At 66.8% G+C, this 16578-nt stretch carries 18 protein-coding genes and 1 riboswitch; of the genes, 15 read left to right on the top strand and 3 right to left on the bottom strand.

The window, feature by feature from the left end; translation table 11 throughout:
- Positions 1-29 precede the first annotated feature (29 nt).
- Positions 30-124: riboswitch (TPP riboswitch) on the bottom strand.
- A 196-nt stretch (positions 125-320) separates the two neighbouring features.
- From G9Q80_RS09275 to G9Q80_RS09215, 13 genes are all read left to right on the top strand, one after another.
- Positions 321-845: a hypothetical protein gene (locus G9Q80_RS09275; RefSeq protein ID WP_088714941.1), complete on the top strand. Its 525-nt coding sequence runs from the start codon at positions 321-323 to the stop codon at positions 843-845.
- 243 nt (positions 846-1088) lie between these two features.
- Positions 1089-1520, top strand: a complete 432-nt coding sequence (locus G9Q80_RS09270; RefSeq protein ID WP_088714940.1) for a hypothetical protein — start codon at positions 1089-1091, stop codon at positions 1518-1520.
- Positions 1498-1713 carry a hypothetical protein gene (locus G9Q80_RS09265; RefSeq protein ID WP_088714939.1) on the top strand — a complete coding sequence of 72 codons (216 nt, stop codon included), beginning with the start codon at positions 1498-1500 and terminating at the stop codon, positions 1711-1713. The genes G9Q80_RS09270 and G9Q80_RS09265 overlap by 23 nt, the downstream gene beginning before the upstream one ends.
- 66 nt (positions 1714-1779) lie before the next feature.
- Positions 1780-2022 carry an SDR family oxidoreductase gene (locus G9Q80_RS09260; RefSeq protein WP_088714938.1) on the top strand — a complete coding sequence of 81 codons (243 nt, stop codon included), beginning with the start codon at positions 1780-1782 and terminating at the stop codon, positions 2020-2022.
- Positions 2023-2027: 5 nt separating this feature from the next.
- Positions 2028-2324: a hypothetical protein gene (locus tag G9Q80_RS09255; RefSeq protein ID WP_133066394.1), complete on the top strand. Its 297-nt coding sequence runs from the start codon at positions 2028-2030 to the stop codon at positions 2322-2324.
- Positions 2325-2393: 69 nt separating this feature from the next.
- On the top strand, positions 2394-2636 hold the full coding sequence (locus G9Q80_RS09250) for a type 1 glutamine amidotransferase family protein (RefSeq protein ID WP_133066393.1): 243 nt from the start codon (positions 2394-2396) through the stop codon (positions 2634-2636).
- 103 nt (positions 2637-2739) lie between these two features.
- Positions 2740-3999 carry a hydroxymethylglutaryl-CoA reductase gene (locus tag G9Q80_RS09245; protein ID WP_088714935.1) on the top strand — a complete coding sequence of 420 codons (1260 nt, stop codon included), beginning with the start codon at positions 2740-2742 and terminating at the stop codon, positions 3997-3999.
- Positions 3996-4901, top strand: a complete 906-nt coding sequence (locus tag G9Q80_RS09240) for a UbiA family prenyltransferase (RefSeq protein WP_088714934.1) — start codon at positions 3996-3998, stop codon at positions 4899-4901. The genes G9Q80_RS09245 and G9Q80_RS09240 overlap by 4 nt, the downstream gene beginning before the upstream one ends.
- Complete coding sequence (locus G9Q80_RS09235) at positions 4898-7342, top strand: PEP/pyruvate-binding domain-containing protein (RefSeq protein ID WP_088714933.1); 2445 nt, start codon at positions 4898-4900, stop codon at positions 7340-7342. The genes G9Q80_RS09240 and G9Q80_RS09235 overlap by 4 nt, the downstream gene beginning before the upstream one ends.
- Positions 7335-8426 (top strand): DUF3419 family protein, encoded by a 1092-nt coding sequence (locus G9Q80_RS09230; RefSeq protein WP_088714932.1) that lies wholly within the window; start codon positions 7335-7337, stop codon positions 8424-8426. Before G9Q80_RS09235 ends, G9Q80_RS09230 begins: the two co-directional genes overlap by 8 nt.
- A complete protein-coding gene (locus G9Q80_RS09225; protein WP_088714931.1) occupies positions 8423-9751 on the top strand; it encodes a hypothetical protein in 1329 nt (442 codons plus the stop codon). Before G9Q80_RS09230 ends, G9Q80_RS09225 begins: the two co-directional genes overlap by 4 nt.
- Positions 9748-10596 (top strand): hypothetical protein, encoded by an 849-nt coding sequence (locus G9Q80_RS09220; protein WP_088714930.1) that lies wholly within the window; start codon positions 9748-9750, stop codon positions 10594-10596. The genes G9Q80_RS09225 and G9Q80_RS09220 overlap by 4 nt, the downstream gene beginning before the upstream one ends.
- Positions 10589-12007, top strand: a complete 1419-nt coding sequence (locus tag G9Q80_RS09215) for an AMP-binding protein (RefSeq protein ID WP_088714929.1) — start codon at positions 10589-10591, stop codon at positions 12005-12007. The genes G9Q80_RS09220 and G9Q80_RS09215 overlap by 8 nt, the downstream gene beginning before the upstream one ends.
- Here G9Q80_RS09215 and G9Q80_RS09210 read toward each other — a convergent pair.
- The 3 genes from G9Q80_RS09210 to G9Q80_RS09200 are packed head-to-tail and all read right to left on the bottom strand — an operon-like array spanning position 12004 to position 14254.
- The gene (locus G9Q80_RS09210; RefSeq protein ID WP_088714928.1) at positions 12004-12870 is read right to left on the bottom strand and encodes a polysaccharide deacetylase family protein; all 867 of its coding nucleotides are present in this window, start codon (positions 12868-12870) and stop codon (positions 12004-12006) included. The genes G9Q80_RS09215 and G9Q80_RS09210 overlap by 4 nt on opposite strands.
- A gap of 47 nt (positions 12871-12917) precedes the next feature.
- Positions 12918-13559 carry a phosphoribosyltransferase family protein gene (locus tag G9Q80_RS09205; protein WP_088714927.1) on the bottom strand — a complete coding sequence of 214 codons (642 nt, stop codon included), beginning with the start codon at positions 13557-13559 and terminating at the stop codon, positions 12918-12920.
- Entirely contained in the window at positions 13556-14254 is a 699-nt protein-coding gene (locus G9Q80_RS09200) for a BtpA/SgcQ family protein (RefSeq protein WP_232788187.1), read from the bottom strand. The genes G9Q80_RS09205 and G9Q80_RS09200 overlap by 4 nt, the downstream gene beginning before the upstream one ends.
- A 145-nt stretch (positions 14255-14399) precedes the next feature.
- On the opposite strand from G9Q80_RS09200, the gene G9Q80_RS09195 reads away from it, so the two are divergent.
- Both G9Q80_RS09195 and G9Q80_RS09190 read left to right on the top strand, forming a co-directional pair.
- Positions 14400-15278 (top strand): LysR family transcriptional regulator, encoded by an 879-nt coding sequence (locus G9Q80_RS09195; protein WP_088714925.1) that lies wholly within the window; start codon positions 14400-14402, stop codon positions 15276-15278.
- A gap of 136 nt (positions 15279-15414) precedes the next feature.
- Positions 15415-16542, top strand: coding sequence for a polyamine ABC transporter substrate-binding protein (locus G9Q80_RS09190; protein WP_088714924.1), 1128 nt, complete (start codon positions 15415-15417; stop codon positions 16540-16542).
- The last annotated feature ends 36 nt before the right edge of the window (positions 16543-16578 follow it).

Here is a 16578-nt window from a genome sequence, read left to right as displayed (position 1 = left end):
GAGAGATCACGAGACGTCGACCGGAATCCGGTCTGCCCTGTGCGCCTCCCTCCGCCGGCATTATCCGGTTCAGGTTCGAAGGGTACGTCTCAGCCCGGTTTCCCGAGCGCCCCTGTCGCTAACGGCGCGAAGGTCGCATCAGACGGCGCCAGCGTCAATCAGCTTCGCCGGCTTCGCATCGCGAAATCCGGACGTTTGGGTCGCGGGATGGCGGGAATTGGCCTGTCGAAGGGGGCAATCCTTGCAAGACCCTGTTTATACTGGCCTTTTGCATCCCCTTGTGTATAGGCTGGATGCAGAACACTTCCAGAAGGCCGGGTATGCCTGATCGCGACGACCTGAATGCCAAGTCGATATACGATGATCTGTTGCATCGGGCGCAGGGGGTGATCCGCACCAGGGATTTCGACGGATACCAGGGGGTCTTCGACCTTCCGTTTCGGCTTGTGAACCTCGATGCGGCGCATGTCTTTTCCACGCCGGACGATCTGCGGATGATCTTCGAGACCATCCAGCACCGGATCTTCTGCCTCAATCTCAGCTCTTACTTCGCGGTCTGCCTCGACGCGCAGCGCATCGACGAGACGACGATTGTCGCCACCCATGAAACCCGGATGATCACCGATAACCTCTTGGTCGGCGATCCGGTGCCCTCGGTGGCCGTCCTGAAACATGTCCGGGGGCAATGGTTGCTGACGGAGGTCTGGAACTTTCGCCCGGACCGCTTCGGGACCAGTTTCCTGCGGGTCGAGCAAGAGACGCGGCCAGCGGCGCAATGGATCGCGATGCAGGCCCGCGTCTATGGCGCGCTCGGCGGTCGGACAGGCGTTTCGGCGGTTCGCTGACTGCCCGTGTGGCGCCGCGGATCGGTGCCGGTCGGCAGCCCGCTCCAGCGGCCGAGGGCTGGGACGGCAGCGATCCGGTCCGTGAAGGCTGGCCGGGAACAGGAGCTCGGGGAAGGAGCCTGGAGGACGCTGGCCGTCGATCCGCAGGATCCGCGCCAATGCAATCGTCACCCGCAGACGGCCCCGGCAAGCACCTGACCGGGACAGCTGTCGGGATTTCCAGATGCCCGCAAGGAGGCCTTTATGGCTGGCCAGGTCATACCCGACTACCATGAGATCACGCGTGTGCTGACGGACCGTTCCATGCGTCAGGCGCTGGAGTTTTCGGTGCTCCGCAGGGACGACTTCTCGGTCTACGAGAAAGCGATATTCCTGCCCGCCCTGGCACAGGTCATCGGGCTGCTTTCGGCGAGCGGCGGGATGGACCTGATCGGCTTCGGCTATCGCGTCACGATGAACCTGACTGCAGATTTCGCGGGCCTCGACCGGCCCGAGAAATCGCCGGAGGAAATCGAGCAGTTGCTGAAACTGGTCAAGAACTCCTCGGAATTCGCGACGCTGACCCATGTGACCCGAGACAAGGAAGCCGTACGGGCCGCGCCCTGTCCGAAGGCGTGTCGATTTGGGCCTGACCTTTGGCTATGGCATGCACATGTGCCTTGGGCGCGATCTTGACGGCGGACTGCCGGCGGGGCCGGACACCGATCCGGACAGGCACCAGTACGGGATCGTGACGCGGTTGGTCCAGACGCTGCTGGACCGCGACGTGCGCCCCGACCCGGACCGTTCGGCGGTGCAGGACACCAACACCTCCCGCAGGAACTTTTCGTCCTATCCCGTTCTCCTGACACCCGAACCCGAGGCATGAGCATGAAATCCGAAATCGTGACCGGGGCCGCCGCGGGCCTCGGGGCAGGCGTGGCCGCAAAATTCGATGCCGAGGGCTATCGCGCCGGGGTTCATCGACGGAGGCATGTCCGCGCCGTTCTATGCCGATCCCAAGGTCCGCGCCGCATGCGAAGGTGCCGTGCCGAACGGCGGTCTGGGCAAGATCGAGGACATCGCCGAGGCGGTCTGGTTCCTGGCCTCGCCGCAGCCCCGCTACGTCAATGCGCATCAGCTGGTGGTCGACGGCGGCGTCTGCCACAGCCTTCTGCGCTCGTTGCCGGGGGAATGACGGCAATGCGCGTGGTTATCCTGACAGGAGGCATCCCGGCTGCGGCTGGCATGGAGACGGAGCTTGTCGGTTCTCCGGCAGAGTTGGTCTCCGCGCTGGACCGAGCCCCGGCGGACATTGTCGGGGTGCAGGCGCTGCGGTTCCGGATGCTGGGCAACGAGAAATACGCGCCCTACCGGGCCGAATGGGCCTATGAGACCGATCCGGAACTGGTACGCGCGCTGGACGCTCATGCCGGGGCCGGGCGCGGCATCGTCTCGCTGCACACGGGCTGTATCTGTTTCGACGGCTGGCAAGGCTGACACGACCTGCTGGCAGGCGGATGGGTCTGGGGCCGGAGCTATCACTCGCCGGGGCTGGAAACCGTCGACGTGACCCCGGTGCAGGACCATCCCGTGACAGCGGGCATCGCGCCATTCGCCGTCACTGACGAACACTACAGGGACCTGGCCCTTCACCCCGAGGCGATCATCCTTGCCCAGGGCCGCATGGGCGAGGGCGTGGATCACCCCGTCGGCTGGGCCCGCGACGGCGGGCGGAGTGGCATCGTTCCGGTCTGGGGACAATTCGCCCGCGCCACCGATCCCCCCGAAATTCGACGCAAACCCATCTAACGAGTTGTAAACACGACAAGGACCGCCGACAATCAGTCCCGTATTCCCCCCGTGATGCCCGGTCCCCGGGGTTGCGACCGGCCCATCTTGCGAAAGTCCTTGCATGATCGTCCCTTTTCACGTCTCCGAAATGCTGCGCCGGGTGCGGCAGCGGATCGCCGGGACGGGCGCGCTGCCCGACATGGCCCCCCGGCCGGAGGGCAGCCGCTCTTTGCGCATGTCGCCACGCGTGACCGCCGATACGGTGGCGCGCCTGCACCGCGACCTGGGCCTCGATGCGGAAAGCGCCGACCGTCTCTTTGACTCGCGGGCGCAGGCGGACCTGCCGCACTACGCCGCCAATATCGAGAACATGATCGGGACCGTGTCGCTGCCGGTGGGGGTTATCGGGCCGCTGCGTATCAACGGGGTCAACGCCGTGGGTGATTACCCCGTGCCGATGGCAACGTCGGAGGCCGCCTTGGTCGCCTCTTACGGGCGGGGGGCGCGTGCCGCGAACAAGGCCGGCGGGATCGGCACGGCGGTGCTGTACGAGGGCGTGTTGCGCAGCCCGGCCTTCGTGTTCGAAACGCTTCTGGAGGCGGGGCAGTTCGTCGATTGGGTGGTGACGGAGGCGGACCTGCTGAAGGCCCGGGCCGAGGGCACGACCCGGCACGGCAAGCTTGTCTCGCTGGAACCGGTGATCGACAACAACGTGGTCTTCCTGCTGTGCCGCTACACGACCGGCGATGCCGCCGGACAGAACATGGTGACGATCGCCACAGAGGCGCTCTGTCGCCATGTGGCCGCACATTGCCCGATCCAACCGCGCAACTGGTATGTCGAGGGCAATTTCTCGGGTGACAAGAAGGCCTCGAGCCTGGGCATGATCACCGGGCGCGGGCGCAAGGTCAGTGCCTCTGTCGTCCTGCCGGAGGCGGTTGTCGAAACCACGCTGGGCACGACGATGGAGGCCATGCTGGACTATGGCAGGGTCGCGAACCTGGGTGCGCTTCTCTCTGGGCAATTCGGGGCGCAGGCGCATTTCGCCAATGGCCTGGCCGCCGTCTATATCGCCACCGGGCAGGATGCCGCCTGTGTCGCCGAAAGCGCGGTCGGATATACCCGGATGGAACGCCGCGACACGGGGCTCTTCTGTTCCGTCACCATGCCGTCGATCCTTGTGGGCACCGTGGGCGGTGGCACCGGACTGCCGGCGCAGGCCGCCTGCCTGGACCTCATGGGCCTGCGCGGCGCGGGCCACGGCGAGGCTCTGGCCGAGGTGGTCGCCGCGACCTGTCTTTGCGGCGAGATTTCCATCGTCGCGGCAATGGCCTCGGGCACCTTCGCCTCGGCGCATGAAAAACTGGCGCGCCTCAGATGACCCCGGTCCAGCGTTTCCTGATCTACCAGAAAGAGCGGTTTCCGCTGGCCAAGACCGCGCCGCTGCTGGCGGTGTTCTCCGCCGCCAGCATCACGGTTTCGGCGCTGCTGGCCGGGCGTCCCCTGCCGGGGATGGGCAGCTACGGTGCCGGGTTCCTGCTGGCCATGATCCTGTTTTTCCAGATGCGCGCGGCGGATGAATGGAAGGACAGAGAGATCGACAGGCTCTACCGGCCCGAGCGTCCCATTCCGCGTGGGCTGGTGCGCTTGAGGACCGTGCTCTGGCTGGCGGTGGGGGTGATCCCCTTGGGATTGATCGCGGCGGCGGGGGCCGGGGTGGTCTGGCTGCTGCTGCTCTGCTGGCTCTGGCTGGCCCTGATGACCGTGGAATTCGGCGCGCCGGAGTGGCTGCGCGCGCATATGCTGGTCTACCTCGTCAGCCACATGGCGATCATGCCGATCATGGATCTGATGCTGACCGGGATCGAATGGCGCGGGCAAGGCGGTCCGGCGCCGGGGCTCTGGCTGTTCCTTGCGCTGTCCTTCGTCAACGGCTGCGTGCTGGAGATCGGGCGCAAGACATGGGCCCCCGAGGCCGAGCGCGAGGGCGTCGAGAGCTATTCGTCACTCTGGGGACCGGAGCGCAGCGCGCGCATCTGGCTGGCACTGTTGGCTTTGGCGGCTTCGCTGCTGGTCGGGCTGGGCGCCGTTCTTGGGCTGTTCTGGCCTTTCGTCGTTCTGGCGGGCCCGGGGCTGGTAGGGGCCGCCCTTGTCAGTTTCGCCTTCACGCGTCACCCATCCCGTGCCACGCAGGCGCGGCTGGACGCGGCGGCGGGCCTCTGGGTGCTAGTCTGCTACGCAGGTGCTGCTGGGCTGCCGCTGGTGCTGGGGGGCGGCACATGAAGGGGGTGATCCCGGCGGACAGGGCGCAGGACCCGCAAGAGGTGGGCGGCAAGGCCGCAGCCTTGTCCCGGCTGAACGCGGCGGGTTTTGACGTCCCGGGGTTCCTTGTCCTGGCGGACGAGGCTTTCGCCGAACATGGCAGTGACCTGCTTGAGTCTGTAATTGGCGCGTTGCCGGACGCGCTGACCGCGCTTGGGCCGGAGCCATATGCGGTGCGGTCTTCGGCGCGCGCAGAGGACGGGGCCGAAGCCAGCCATGCGGGCCAGTTCGACACCGTCCTGAATGTCCCGGCCGACGGGATAGCGGCGGCGGCGGCGCAGGTGCGCGCCTCGGGCAAGGCGGAACATGTCGCGCGCTACCGGGCCGACCGGGGCGTGGCCGACAGCGGCCTTCCGGCGGTTCTGGTGCAATGCATGATCGCCGCCCGGACGGCCGGGGTCGGCTTTTCCGCCGATCCGGTCAGCGGACGCCGGGATATCTGCGTTGTGTCCGCCGTGCAGGGACTGGCCGACGCGCTGGTCGGCGGCGAGGTGGATGGCGAAAGCTGGACCGTATCGCGCGATGGCGTCGTCGACGCGCCTGATCCGCCCGAGGTCCTGACACCGCAAGAGGCCACCGAGGTCGCCGATCTTGCCCGCCGGGCCGAGGCGGCGTTCGGCACCCCGCAGGATATCGAATGGGCCTACGAGGACACCCGGCTGCACCTGCTGCAATCCCGCCCGATCACCACCGATCTGCGCCCCGCGCCCAGGCCGGATACGGCGCTGGTGGTGCTGGACAATTCCAACATCGTCGAGAGCTATCCCGGCCTCGTCAGCCCGCTGACCTACAGCTTTGCCGCCTATTGCTACAACCGCGTCTACCGCGCCTTTGTCCGCCTGCTGGGCCTGCGCGAGGCGCAGATCGCCGAGAATGCCGCCGTCTTCGACAATCTTCTGACCCGCGTCGACGGGAGGGTCTATTACAACCTGGGCAACTGGTATCGTGCGCTGGCGCTCTTGCCGGCCTTCTCGCTCAACCGGGGCTACATGGAAACCATGATGGGCGTCGAGGAACCGCTGCCGTCCGAGCTGACCGACCGGCTGGCACCGGACCCGGCGCGCGGCTGGCAGAAGATCCTGGCGTTCCTGGGGCTGGGGCGCGTGGCGGGTGGCCTTGTCTTCGAGGCCATGCGGCTGGGCCGGACCCGGCGGCATTTCCTGGCGCGGCTGCAATCCGCGCTGGACGAGGGGGCGGACACCGCTGGCGCCAACCTGACCCAGCTGGCCGCCATGTACCGCCGGATAGAAGGCAGGTTGCTGGATCGCTGGGACGCGCCGCTGGTCAACGATTTCCTCTGCATGATGGGGTTCGGCGCCTCGCGCGCGCTGTTGAAACGATGGGCGGGTGAGGCGGGCGAGGGGTTTCACAACGATGTCATGATCGGGCAGGGCGGGATCGTCTCTGCCGAACCGGCCCGGCGTATCGCCGCGATGGGCCGCATGGCGCGGGAAATGCCCGGTGCTCTGGACGCACTGGGACAGGGGCGGGACGCGCTATCCGCGTTCCCCGATCTCGACGCCGCCGTTACCGCCTACCTTGCCGACTTCGGCGACCGCTGCACCGAGGAGTTGAAGCTGGAAAGCCTGCCTCTGTCGGTGGATCCGGCACCGCTGCTGGCTGCCATTGCCAGCGCCGCCCGCCGGTCCGATGAGCCGCAGGCCCGCCGCAATGTTCCCGACTGGAACGGGCTTTTCCCGCGCCAGCCGCTGCGCCGTGCCCTGGCGCGCGCCCTGACGGGCTGGGCCGCCGCCCGCGTACGCGACCGCGAGAACCTGCGGTTCGAACGCACGCGCATCTTTGCCCTGGCGCGGCGCTGTTTCCTGGCGATGGGGCGCGAGTTCCACGCTCGGGGCTTGCTGGATGGACCGCGCGACGTGCTGTTCCTGACCGTCCCCGAGGTCATGGGCGCCATCGAGGGCAACGCGCCGGGCGACGACCTGCGCGCCCTGGCCGCCATGCGCAAGGCCGAGGCAGAGGCCAGCGCCAGCCGCCCCGCGCCGCCGGAACGGATCGAACTGCGCGGACCCGTGGGGGCCTATCGCCCGGCAGAGGCGACACCGGTCAAGGTCGAAGGCGGCGATGACCGAACTGGCACCGGCTGTTCCAAAGGCAAGATCACCGGGCGCGCCCGCGTCGTTCGCGATCCGAGGACCGAGATGCTGGAACCGGGAGAGATCCTCGTGGCGGCGAACACGGATCCCGGCTGGATCGCGCTGTTCGCGGGGGCCGCGGCAATCGTCGTCGAGCGCGGCTCGCTCCTGTCGCATTCGGCCATCGTTTCACGCGAGATGGGGATTCCCTGCGTCGTCGGCATCCGCGACGCGACCTGCTGGTTGCAGACCGGCGACCTGATCGAGGTGGACGGCGGCAGCGGAGAGGTTAGGAAACGCGATGGATGACCGTGGCATCGACCAGCGCGCCTCGTTCGAGCGTATCCGCTATGCCCAGGCCTGGGAGGATGCCGATGTCCTGACGCAGGCGATGGCGGACGTGTCGGGGGGCGATCTGGTGGCGGTTTGTGCCTCGGGGGACAATGCCCTGGCGCTGCTGCTGACCGATCCGGCACGGGTCTTTGCCGTCGACATTTCGCCCGCACAGATCGAATGCCTGAACCTGCGGCTGGGTGCCTACAAGGCCCTGACCCATTCCGAGTTCCTGGAACTGATGGGCGCGCGCCACAGCACCCGGCGGGCCATGTTGCTGGCCCGGGCGCTGTCGGACGCACCGGGGCAAACCCGCGCCTTCTGGACGGCGCTGACGCCGCAGGTCGAGGCCTTTGGCGCTGGCGGTCTGGGCAAGTTCGAGGGCTATTTCCGCATGTTCTCGCGCTACCTGCTGCCCTTGGTGCACAGCCGCAAGACCATCGACGCGATCTTCGAGCCACGCGACAGGGCCGCGCGCGAGGTGTTTTTCGACAATCGGTTCAACACCTGGCGCTGGCGCCTCTTGGTGCGGTTGTTCTTTTCTCGCGCCGCGATGGGGATGCTGGGCCGCGATCCGGCGTTTTTCGAACATGTGCAGGGCAGCGTGGCCGACCACGTCTTTTCCCGCCTGCGTCACGCGGGCGTGGACACCGACCCGGCGCAGAACCCCTACCTGCACTGGATCATGAAACGCTGTCACGGCACCGCGTTGCCACTGCCCTGGCGGGCAGAGGCCTATGGGATCATCCGGTCGCGACTGGACCGAATCCAGCCGGTGCAGGGCACGGCAGAGGCGCTGACCCTGGGTGGCGTGGCAGGGTTCTACCTGTCGGATATCTTTGAATACATGTCGCCCGAGCTGGCCGCGCAGGTCTATGGCACCTTTCTGGACATGGCGCGGCCCGGGGCACGCCTGGTCTACTGGAACATGATGGCGCCGCGCCGCGTGCCGCCCGCTCTGGCCCACCGTGTCACAACGTTGGGCGACCTCGAAACCCGGCTGAAGGCGCAGGACATGGCCTTTTTCTATTCCGATTTCGTGGTCGAAGAAGTCGGATGAGCATCCTCTGGCAATCGGCACTGGCGCTGGGGCTGATCCTGGGCCTTCTGGGCATCATGACGGTCCTGTCGCGCGTGGCGCGCAGGGGCGACTGGCACCCGGAACTGGCGCGCAAGATCGTGCATGTCCTTGCCTCGGGGCTGGCCATTCCATTGCCCTGGCTGTTCGTGGATGACTGGCCGGTCTGGCTGGTGCTGGGCTTGGCCCTGTCGGCGATGGTGGCCATGCGGACCCCGCTGTTGGCAGGGCCGGGACGGGCGCTGCACTCGGTCGAGCGCAAGTCCTGGGGAGACGTTTTGCTGGTGGTCTCGGTGGGGCTGTTGTTCCTGTTGCAGGGGTCGCATCCGGTGCTCTACATCCTGCCGCTCTCCGTGGTCGCGCTTGGCGATGCCGCCGCCGCGTTGGCCGGCAGTGCCTATGGCCGCACCTTCTACCTGACACCCGATGGCCGAAAGAGCGTCGAGGGCAGCACCATGTTCCTGCTGGTGACGCTGATCCTGGCCATGATCTGCCTGTTGCTGCTGACCGACATGGGGCGCGGAGAGCTGATCCTCGCCGCCTTCTGTATCGCGCTTTTCGCCACGGTGATCGAGGCCGACAGCTGGGCCGGGCTTGACAACCTTTTCCTGCCGATGGGCGTCTACCTGTTCCTGGTCAATTTTTACGGCTGGCCGGACACGGGCGGGCTGACGCGGCTGGTGGCGGCTGCCTTGGCCATGCCGCTGGCCTACGGGTTGAGCCGGGCCGCCGGAACCACCGGACAGATCGCCCGCATCCATGCGGTGGCGCTGTTCATGATCCTCTGTGCGGTCCACGTCTGGAACGCGGTCCTGCCGGGGTTGGTCCTGCTGGGGCACGCGCTGCTTTTGGCCCGGCAAGGAGGGGACGGGACCGACCGCGGCGCGCTGAACGTGGTGACGGGACTGGCGGCGGTCAGCTTTGCCTTCCTTGCCATCGACGTGCCCTGCGGGGCCAGTGGCATCGGGTTTTACGGCATCGGTTGCGCCGCGATTGCCGCGGGGCTGGTGTCCCACGGCCTGCCGGACATGGCGCGGGGGCTGCGCCTGGGCGCCGGCCTTGCGGCCTGCGGCACGCTTTGGCTGCTGTGGTTCCTGCTGAGCGACCTTAATGTTGGCAGCATGGCCTGGCACACGGGGCAAGAGGTGCAGGCGGCGGTGCTGATCCTGCTCTCCGGGCTCTTGCCGCAGGTCTGGCCCGCTTTGTTCCAACGCGGCGCCGAGATCCGGATCACCGTGCTTGGGGCGTTGCCCGCGCTGTGTCTATATGGCGGCAACTGCCTGCTGAACGGGGGAGCGGGGACATGACGAAACAGTTGCGAGAGTCTGGGGGCGCGCGGGCCAACCTCTATTCCAACGGGCCGGAATGGGATGGCGCAGCAACCGCCACAATCGGCGAATTCAAGTGCGACAGTCCCGAAGAGGGCGCCGCGCTGCTGCGGTCGATCTGCGACGAGGTCAGAATGCAGGGCATAACCCGCGTCCTGGGGCCGATGAGCGGCGACACCTGGCACAGCTACCGCCTGGTGACCGAAAGCGACGGCACGCCGCCTTTCCTGATGGAACCGCAGAGCGGTCCGCATGACCTTGCCGCCTTCGAGTCCGCGGGTTTCAGCCCGGTCTCTCGCTATGTCTCGGCCCGCGTGACGCCAGAGGCGGGCATCGGCCCGGACCCCGAACCGATGCCCGGCATCGAGATCGCCAACTGGGATGGCAGCGCGCCCGAGGCGCATTTCGCCGAGGTCCACGCCCTGTCGACCCGCGCCTTTGCGGGCAATGCCTTTTATCAACCCATCGGGCTTGACGCCTTCCTGGCGCTCTACATACCATTCGTGCCCCTGCTGAAGCCGGACCTGATCTTTACCGCCCGTGACGCGGCGACCGGCGCGCTGCAGGGCTATCTCTTCGGCATTCCGAACTACGGGCACGGGGCCAATCCCGACACGGTGATCCTGAAAACCTATGCCAGCCTGCGACACGGGCTTGGCCACCACTTGGCCCAGGCCTTTCACGTCCGGGCGCGCGACCTGGGCTATGCGCAGGTGATCCATGCGTTGATCCACGAGGACAACGCCTCGGCCGATCGCAGCCGCCGTCACGGCGGAGAGGTCTTTCGCCGCTACGCGCTGATGGGCCGAGTGCTGGATGACTGACCTCGCGCGGCGCTTTTCCCGGGTCGCGGCGGAACAGGGCGCCCGCACCGCGCTGATCACTCCGGCAGAGCGCGTCAGCTTTGCCGAACTGGAACGGCGCGCCAGAGGTTTCGCCGCCACTTGTGCAAAGCGTGGGTTGGGCAAGGGCGACCGGGTTCTGATCGCCATGCCGGTCGGTGTCGATCTGTATGTTGCTCTGGCTGCCTGCTGGCGTCTGGGGGCGGTGGCGGTCTTTCCGGAACCGGCGATGGGGCTGCGGGGGCTGCGCCACGCGGTGGCGGTCACCGCGCCGAAATTCCTTCTGGCCAGCGGTCTCTATCGGCTGATCCGCCTGCTGCCCCCGCTTTGGTGTTGTCCCCGACTGGCGCCGGCGGATTCGGACCGCGGGCATGTGCCTGCGGTGGACCTGACCCCGGACGATCCTGCGCTGATCTCTTTCACCTCCGGGTCTACCGGCGCGCCCAAGGCGATCCCGCGCAGCCACGGCTTTCTGACCGCGCAATTCCAGGCGGTGCGGCAGGTGCTGGCCACTGAACGCGAGGAAACCGATCTTGTGGCCTTTCCGGTCTTTGCCCTCGTCAATCTGGCGGAGGGGCGCCCAACCGTGCTGCCCGACTGGAAACTGACCCGCCCCGAAGCGGTCAGCCCCAAGGCGCTGTCGGCCTGGATCCGGCAGACGGGCGCGACCCGGGCATTGTTGCCGCCCGCGCTGTGCGAGACATTGGCGGCCGCAGAGATCCCGAAGGCGCTGCACAGCGTCTTTACCGGCGGGGGGCCGGTCAAACCCGCGCTCGTGGATCGCTTGCGGAACGCCGGTCCGGGGCTGCGGGTGGTTTCCGTCTATGGGTCGACCGAGGCAGAGCCGATTGCCGAACTGGACTGGGCCGATGTTGGCGCAGAGGACCGCGCCGCGATGGCCGAGGGCGCCGGGCTATTGACCGGGGCGCCTGTTCCGGGGACGCAGGTGCGCATCGTGGCGGATGAGATCCAGGTGGCCGGCGCGCATGTCAACGCGCACTACCTGGACCCGCAACAGGAAACCGGCACCAAGATCCGCGAAGGCGCGACGGTCTGGCACCGGACCGGAGATGCCGGGCGGCTGGACGGGCAGGGGCGGCTCTGGCTCTTGGGGCGGAGCGATGCGGTTGCGGCGGGGCGCGACGGGCCGCTCTATCCCTTTGCGGTCGAACTGGCAGCCGAAAGCTGGCCGGGTGTCTCCCGCGCCGCGCTGCTATCCGGAGATGGCGGGCCGCTGCTGGTCTACGAGGGCACGGCGGACCCGGTGGACTGTGCCGCCAAGGCCCGCGCGCTGGGGCTGGCCGATGCGCGCCGGGTCGCGGCCATCCCGCTGGACCGGCGGCACCGGTCCAAGGTCGACTACACAGAATTGCGCAGGCTGGTGGCCGGTTAAACGCCTTCCGGCCCGGGCACCTCGTCCACCCGCAGGTCATCACGATGTTGGGCGGCGTGACGTGCGATCTCTTCCAGCGGGGCGAACCAGGCTTCACCCCGTGTCAGCACCTCTTCCAGCCAGCGTTCCAGAACCTGCCAGCGCGCCAGGCGCCCGGTCAGGAACGGGTGCAGAACCGGCATCCAGAACCCGCCTACCTCGCGCGCGGCCTCGTATTCCTCGACAAAGGCGCGGATGCCGTCCGAGGGCGCACGCACCGGCATCAGGTATCCGATTTCCTCGAAATGGGCGAAGGGGGGCCAGTCATCGTTGCCCCAGTGCGGGGGCAGTTCGATCAACTCACCCGCGGGCGCCCGAAGCAGGTAGGGCATCTCGTCCGCCATGAGCGAACTGTCATAGAGGAAATCCTCGGTGACCAGCCGCTCGATCACGCCGGGCGTCGCGTTGTAGACCGGCGCGCGATAGCCGCGCGGTTTCATTCCCGTGAGACGCTGGTGAACCTCCATCGCGCGCCCGAACAGCTCGGCCTCGCGCGCATCGGAATGCCCCATCGGGTCTTCGTGACGCCAGGAGTGGTGCCCGATTTCATGCCCGTCCTTCAGGATCATCTCGACCGTCGCGGGGTAGGTTTCCATCACCCAGGCCGGGATGAAGAAGGTCTGCCGCAGACCCAGCCGCCGGTAGCTGTCCAGGATGCGCGGCACGGCGACGGTCGGTCCGTAGCGGCCCATGCTGACCGGTGCCAACCGCAGGTGCCCGTCGTCGGGACGGGCGTTGCGGATCAGGCTGTCGGCGTCGATGTCGAATGTGATGGCGGCGGCAAGGCGTTTGCCGTCGGGCCACGGCAGGGGGTGCAACAACATGTCGGGTCCTTTTTTGCCTGCAGCCTGCGACCGGCCCGCGCGGCGGATCAAGGGGCGGGGCTGCGCCCGGCGGTGGGAAAGGTGCGCGGCGGGGCATAGCGGGCGAAACTGCCCAGAGATTGCGCATTGCAGTCCGCCTGCCAGGGGGTGCCGGGCAGCACCGCGCTTGTCACGCTGTAGGTCTCGCGGTAGCGGTCGGTCCTGTCGTTTTCTTCGACGGCGATGGCCACGAGGCCGGCGACCGTGCCCTGTTGCCGTTCGACCAGGCGGATCGCGCCATCCATCGTGCCGCCGGTCTCGATCCACTGATCGACCAGCAGGACGCGCGTTCCGGGGGCGAAGGCGGGGGTGCGCATCTCCATGTCCTGGGTGCGACCCGAGTAATTGCCGTAGCTGACGCTGTCGGTCTCGACGCAGAGCTTTCCCGCCTTGCGGATGGGCAGGAACCCGCGCCCCAGCCGCGCCGCCAGCGCCGCGCCCAGAACAAAGCCCATCGCGTCCAGCCCCGCCACCACGTCGATCTGCCCCGGGTTCAGCTCGGCGCAGAGATCGTCCAGCAGGTCCCCGAAAGCCGCGGAGTTGATGTAGATCGAGGTCGGGTCCAGCCAGGCGAATTGTGGCCCCTTGGTATTGGGGGACATCAGCGAAAGATACCACCGGTCGTCGCGGGGGCCTTTGGAATGGGTCATGAGCTTGCTCCGTGGGTTCGGATGACAGAGAGCAGCGCCGCAAGGCGCGCCGGGTCGATGTTGTAGAAATCGCCCGGCAGGTTGATGCCGGTGGCGACAAGGAAGCAGTTGACCGCATCGCAATAGCGGGCGGCGTTTTCCGGTGTGATGCCCGAGGCCAGCGCCATCGGTGCCGCGCCCAGCGCGCTGCGGAAGGTTTCGATCTTGGACAGGTCGGCCTCTTGTCCGGTGGCAATGCCTGAGGTCGTCACCACGTCCATGTAACGGGCCGCGATCCGCGCGGCGGTGGCATACATTTCTGGCGGCACGGGGCGTTGCTTCTTGAAGGCGACACCGCCGAAATACAGTCCCTGCCAGCCGCTGTCGGCGCGGATGCGGGCGATGCGCGCGGCCTCTGCCTGAACCTGTTCGGCCTCGTCGATCCGCGCATCGTCGGCCCAATAGGCCTGAAAGGAGAATCCCTCGCGTGCGAGCCCTGCCAGCACCGGAAAGGCAATGTCGCCGGGCTGGTCCAGAAAGTTGACGCCCAGCCAGGCAGCGGGCCGCGCGGCCCTGACCTGGCGGAGGATCGGCAGGAAGGGCGCCATCGGGAAATCGTGGTTGATGAGAAAGACACCGGGGCAGCCCACCTCCAACGCGATGTCGATGTTGGCCAGCGTCTGGTCCCGGTCCAGGACGTGGATGACGGGGGTCACGATGGGCCCCTGTCTGCTTAGCAACTGTCTAAAATCTGGGCAGGTCATCGGATCATCTCCCGTATTTCAGACAGAAGCTATGAATCCCTTGGGCATATGAAAAATTTATAATCCTGATAACTGCATAAGGCGCGACTATGCTTGCATGGCCACCAATATCCCGACCGACCTTCTTCGCAGCTTCGTCACCGTCGTCGACCTGGGTGGTTTTACCCGCGCGGCGCAGGCGCTGGGGCGGACCCAGCCCGCCATCAGCCTGCAGATCCGGCGGTTGGAGGACCTGTTGCAGACCAAGCTGATCCGCACCGCGGGACGGCAGTTTGCGCTGACGGATGCGGGGGTGGCCCTTGGGCCCTATGCGCGCCAGATGCTGCGGCTGAACGACGATATCGTGGCGCATTTCGTCGATCGGGCGTTGTCCGGGCGCATCCGTGTCGGCGTGCCGATGGATTTCGCCCATAGTTTCCTGCTCGAGGCGATCACGGACTTCGCGGTGGCCCATCCCGAGGTCAGCATCGAGATCGAAAGCCTTCTGTCCAGCGGCCTGCGCACGGCGCTTGCCGCCGACACGCTGGATATCTGCGTGGCCGTGGTGCCTGAGGGTGATGTGCCCTACCTTGTCGAAAGCGCGCTGGTCGAACCCTTTTGGGCGGTCAAGGACAGTTTCCACCTGGACCCCAGGGCACCCTTGCCGATCCTCTGCCACCCGGAGCCTTGCGAATACGCCAGCCGGATGCGTAACGCCCTGCGGCTGTCCGGGCGCAGTTGGCGGACCGTGCTGCTGTCGCGGGACGTGGCCGGATTGCAGACGGCGGTGCGCGCCGGGCTGGGGGCCACGGCCCTAACCCCGGCGACATTGATGCCGGGCATGCGGGTGGGCCGCCCGGACGAGGGCTTTCCCCAGTTGGCGCCCCTGCGCATTGGCCTGTTCTACAAGCACGCCGCGCTGAGCGGGGCCGGGCACGGGCTGGCGAAGCACCTGCTGGAGCATATCCAGAGGTCGCGATCAGCGGTCAAAGCATAAGAATCCTAAATGCAATCATACCAACTGGAAATTTCCCAGTTGGTCCAATCTGCTCATAGGCTGTGCAGCAGATCGCTTTGGCCGCAGTTCCGCGGATCGGGCGGCGGATTACAGAACAGACCGACACGGAGGTTCCATGACCAGATCGACCTTTACCCTTTCGCGGCGGCGCCTCCTGGCCGGGGCCGCGGGTGCCGCGCTGACGACGCCGATGATCAACCGCGCCTGGGCCGCGGACCCGGTGCAGATCAACATGTTGGCCTGGTACGGCCATGCCGAACCCGACATCGTGGCCGAGTTCGAGGCCGCCAACAACGTCAAGTTCGTGCCAAAATACTATGCCGGCGGTGACAACATGCTGGGCCTGATCGCCCAGTCGCCGCCGGGCACCTACGATCTGATCCTGTCGGATGCAGAGTTCGTGCAGCAGCTGAACATGGCCGGATACATCGAGGAGATGGACCCCAGCCTGTACCCCTTCGACGACTTCTGGCCCGAGTACCAGAATTTTCCCGGCCACTGGACCGACGACCAGCTCTGGTCGGTCATGGTGCGTTTCGGGCTCCTGGGTGTCTCCTACAACTCTGACGTGATGACCCGCGAAGAGGCAATGAGCTACAACGCCTTCTGGAACCCCAAGATCACCGGCAAGCTCGGCCATTTCGACTGGCACCTGCCGTCGCTTGGCCAGATCTCGCTGTTGATGGGCAACCGCGATCCGTCGCCCTTCGACATTTCCGAGGACGCCTGGGAGGCGGTCATGGACAAGACGCTGAGCCTGAAACCCCAGGTCGGCGGCTATTTCGATTACGGCGGCACCTTCGCAAGCCTCAAGAACGGCGAGATGCTGGCGATGGCGGGCATCGGCGACTGGATCACCGGTGTCCTGCAAAAGGACGGCGCCCCGGTGGCCAGCGTGATCCCAGAAGAGGGCGGCATCCAGTGGACCGAGAGTTATTCCATCGGCAAGGGCACGACCAAGCACGAGATCATCAACAAGTTCATCAACTACATGCTGAGCCCGGAGGGCCAGGTGAAGTCGATCAAGATGGCCGCCTATCCCGGCCTCTCGCCGCTGAAATCCGGCTGGAAGGCCATCCAGGAGGCCGACCCGGCCGAGGCGAAACGCTCGGGCCTGATCGAGGGGGACGACCAGTCGCCGATCAAGCTGCTCTCCGAGGGCCGTCTCTTCTTCCGCGACATCCCGCGCCAGCAGGACCTCGAGGACTGGAACGACTTCTGGTCCGAGTACAAGACCGCCTGATCGCAGGCATTGCGCCCCGGCCTTGCGCCGGGGCCT

The organism is Mameliella sp. LZ-28, assembly GCF_012274245.1.
Lineage (GTDB): Bacteria > Pseudomonadota > Alphaproteobacteria > Rhodobacterales > Rhodobacteraceae > Antarctobacter > Antarctobacter albus.
This window is presented reverse-complemented; position numbering and strand designations above follow the sequence as displayed.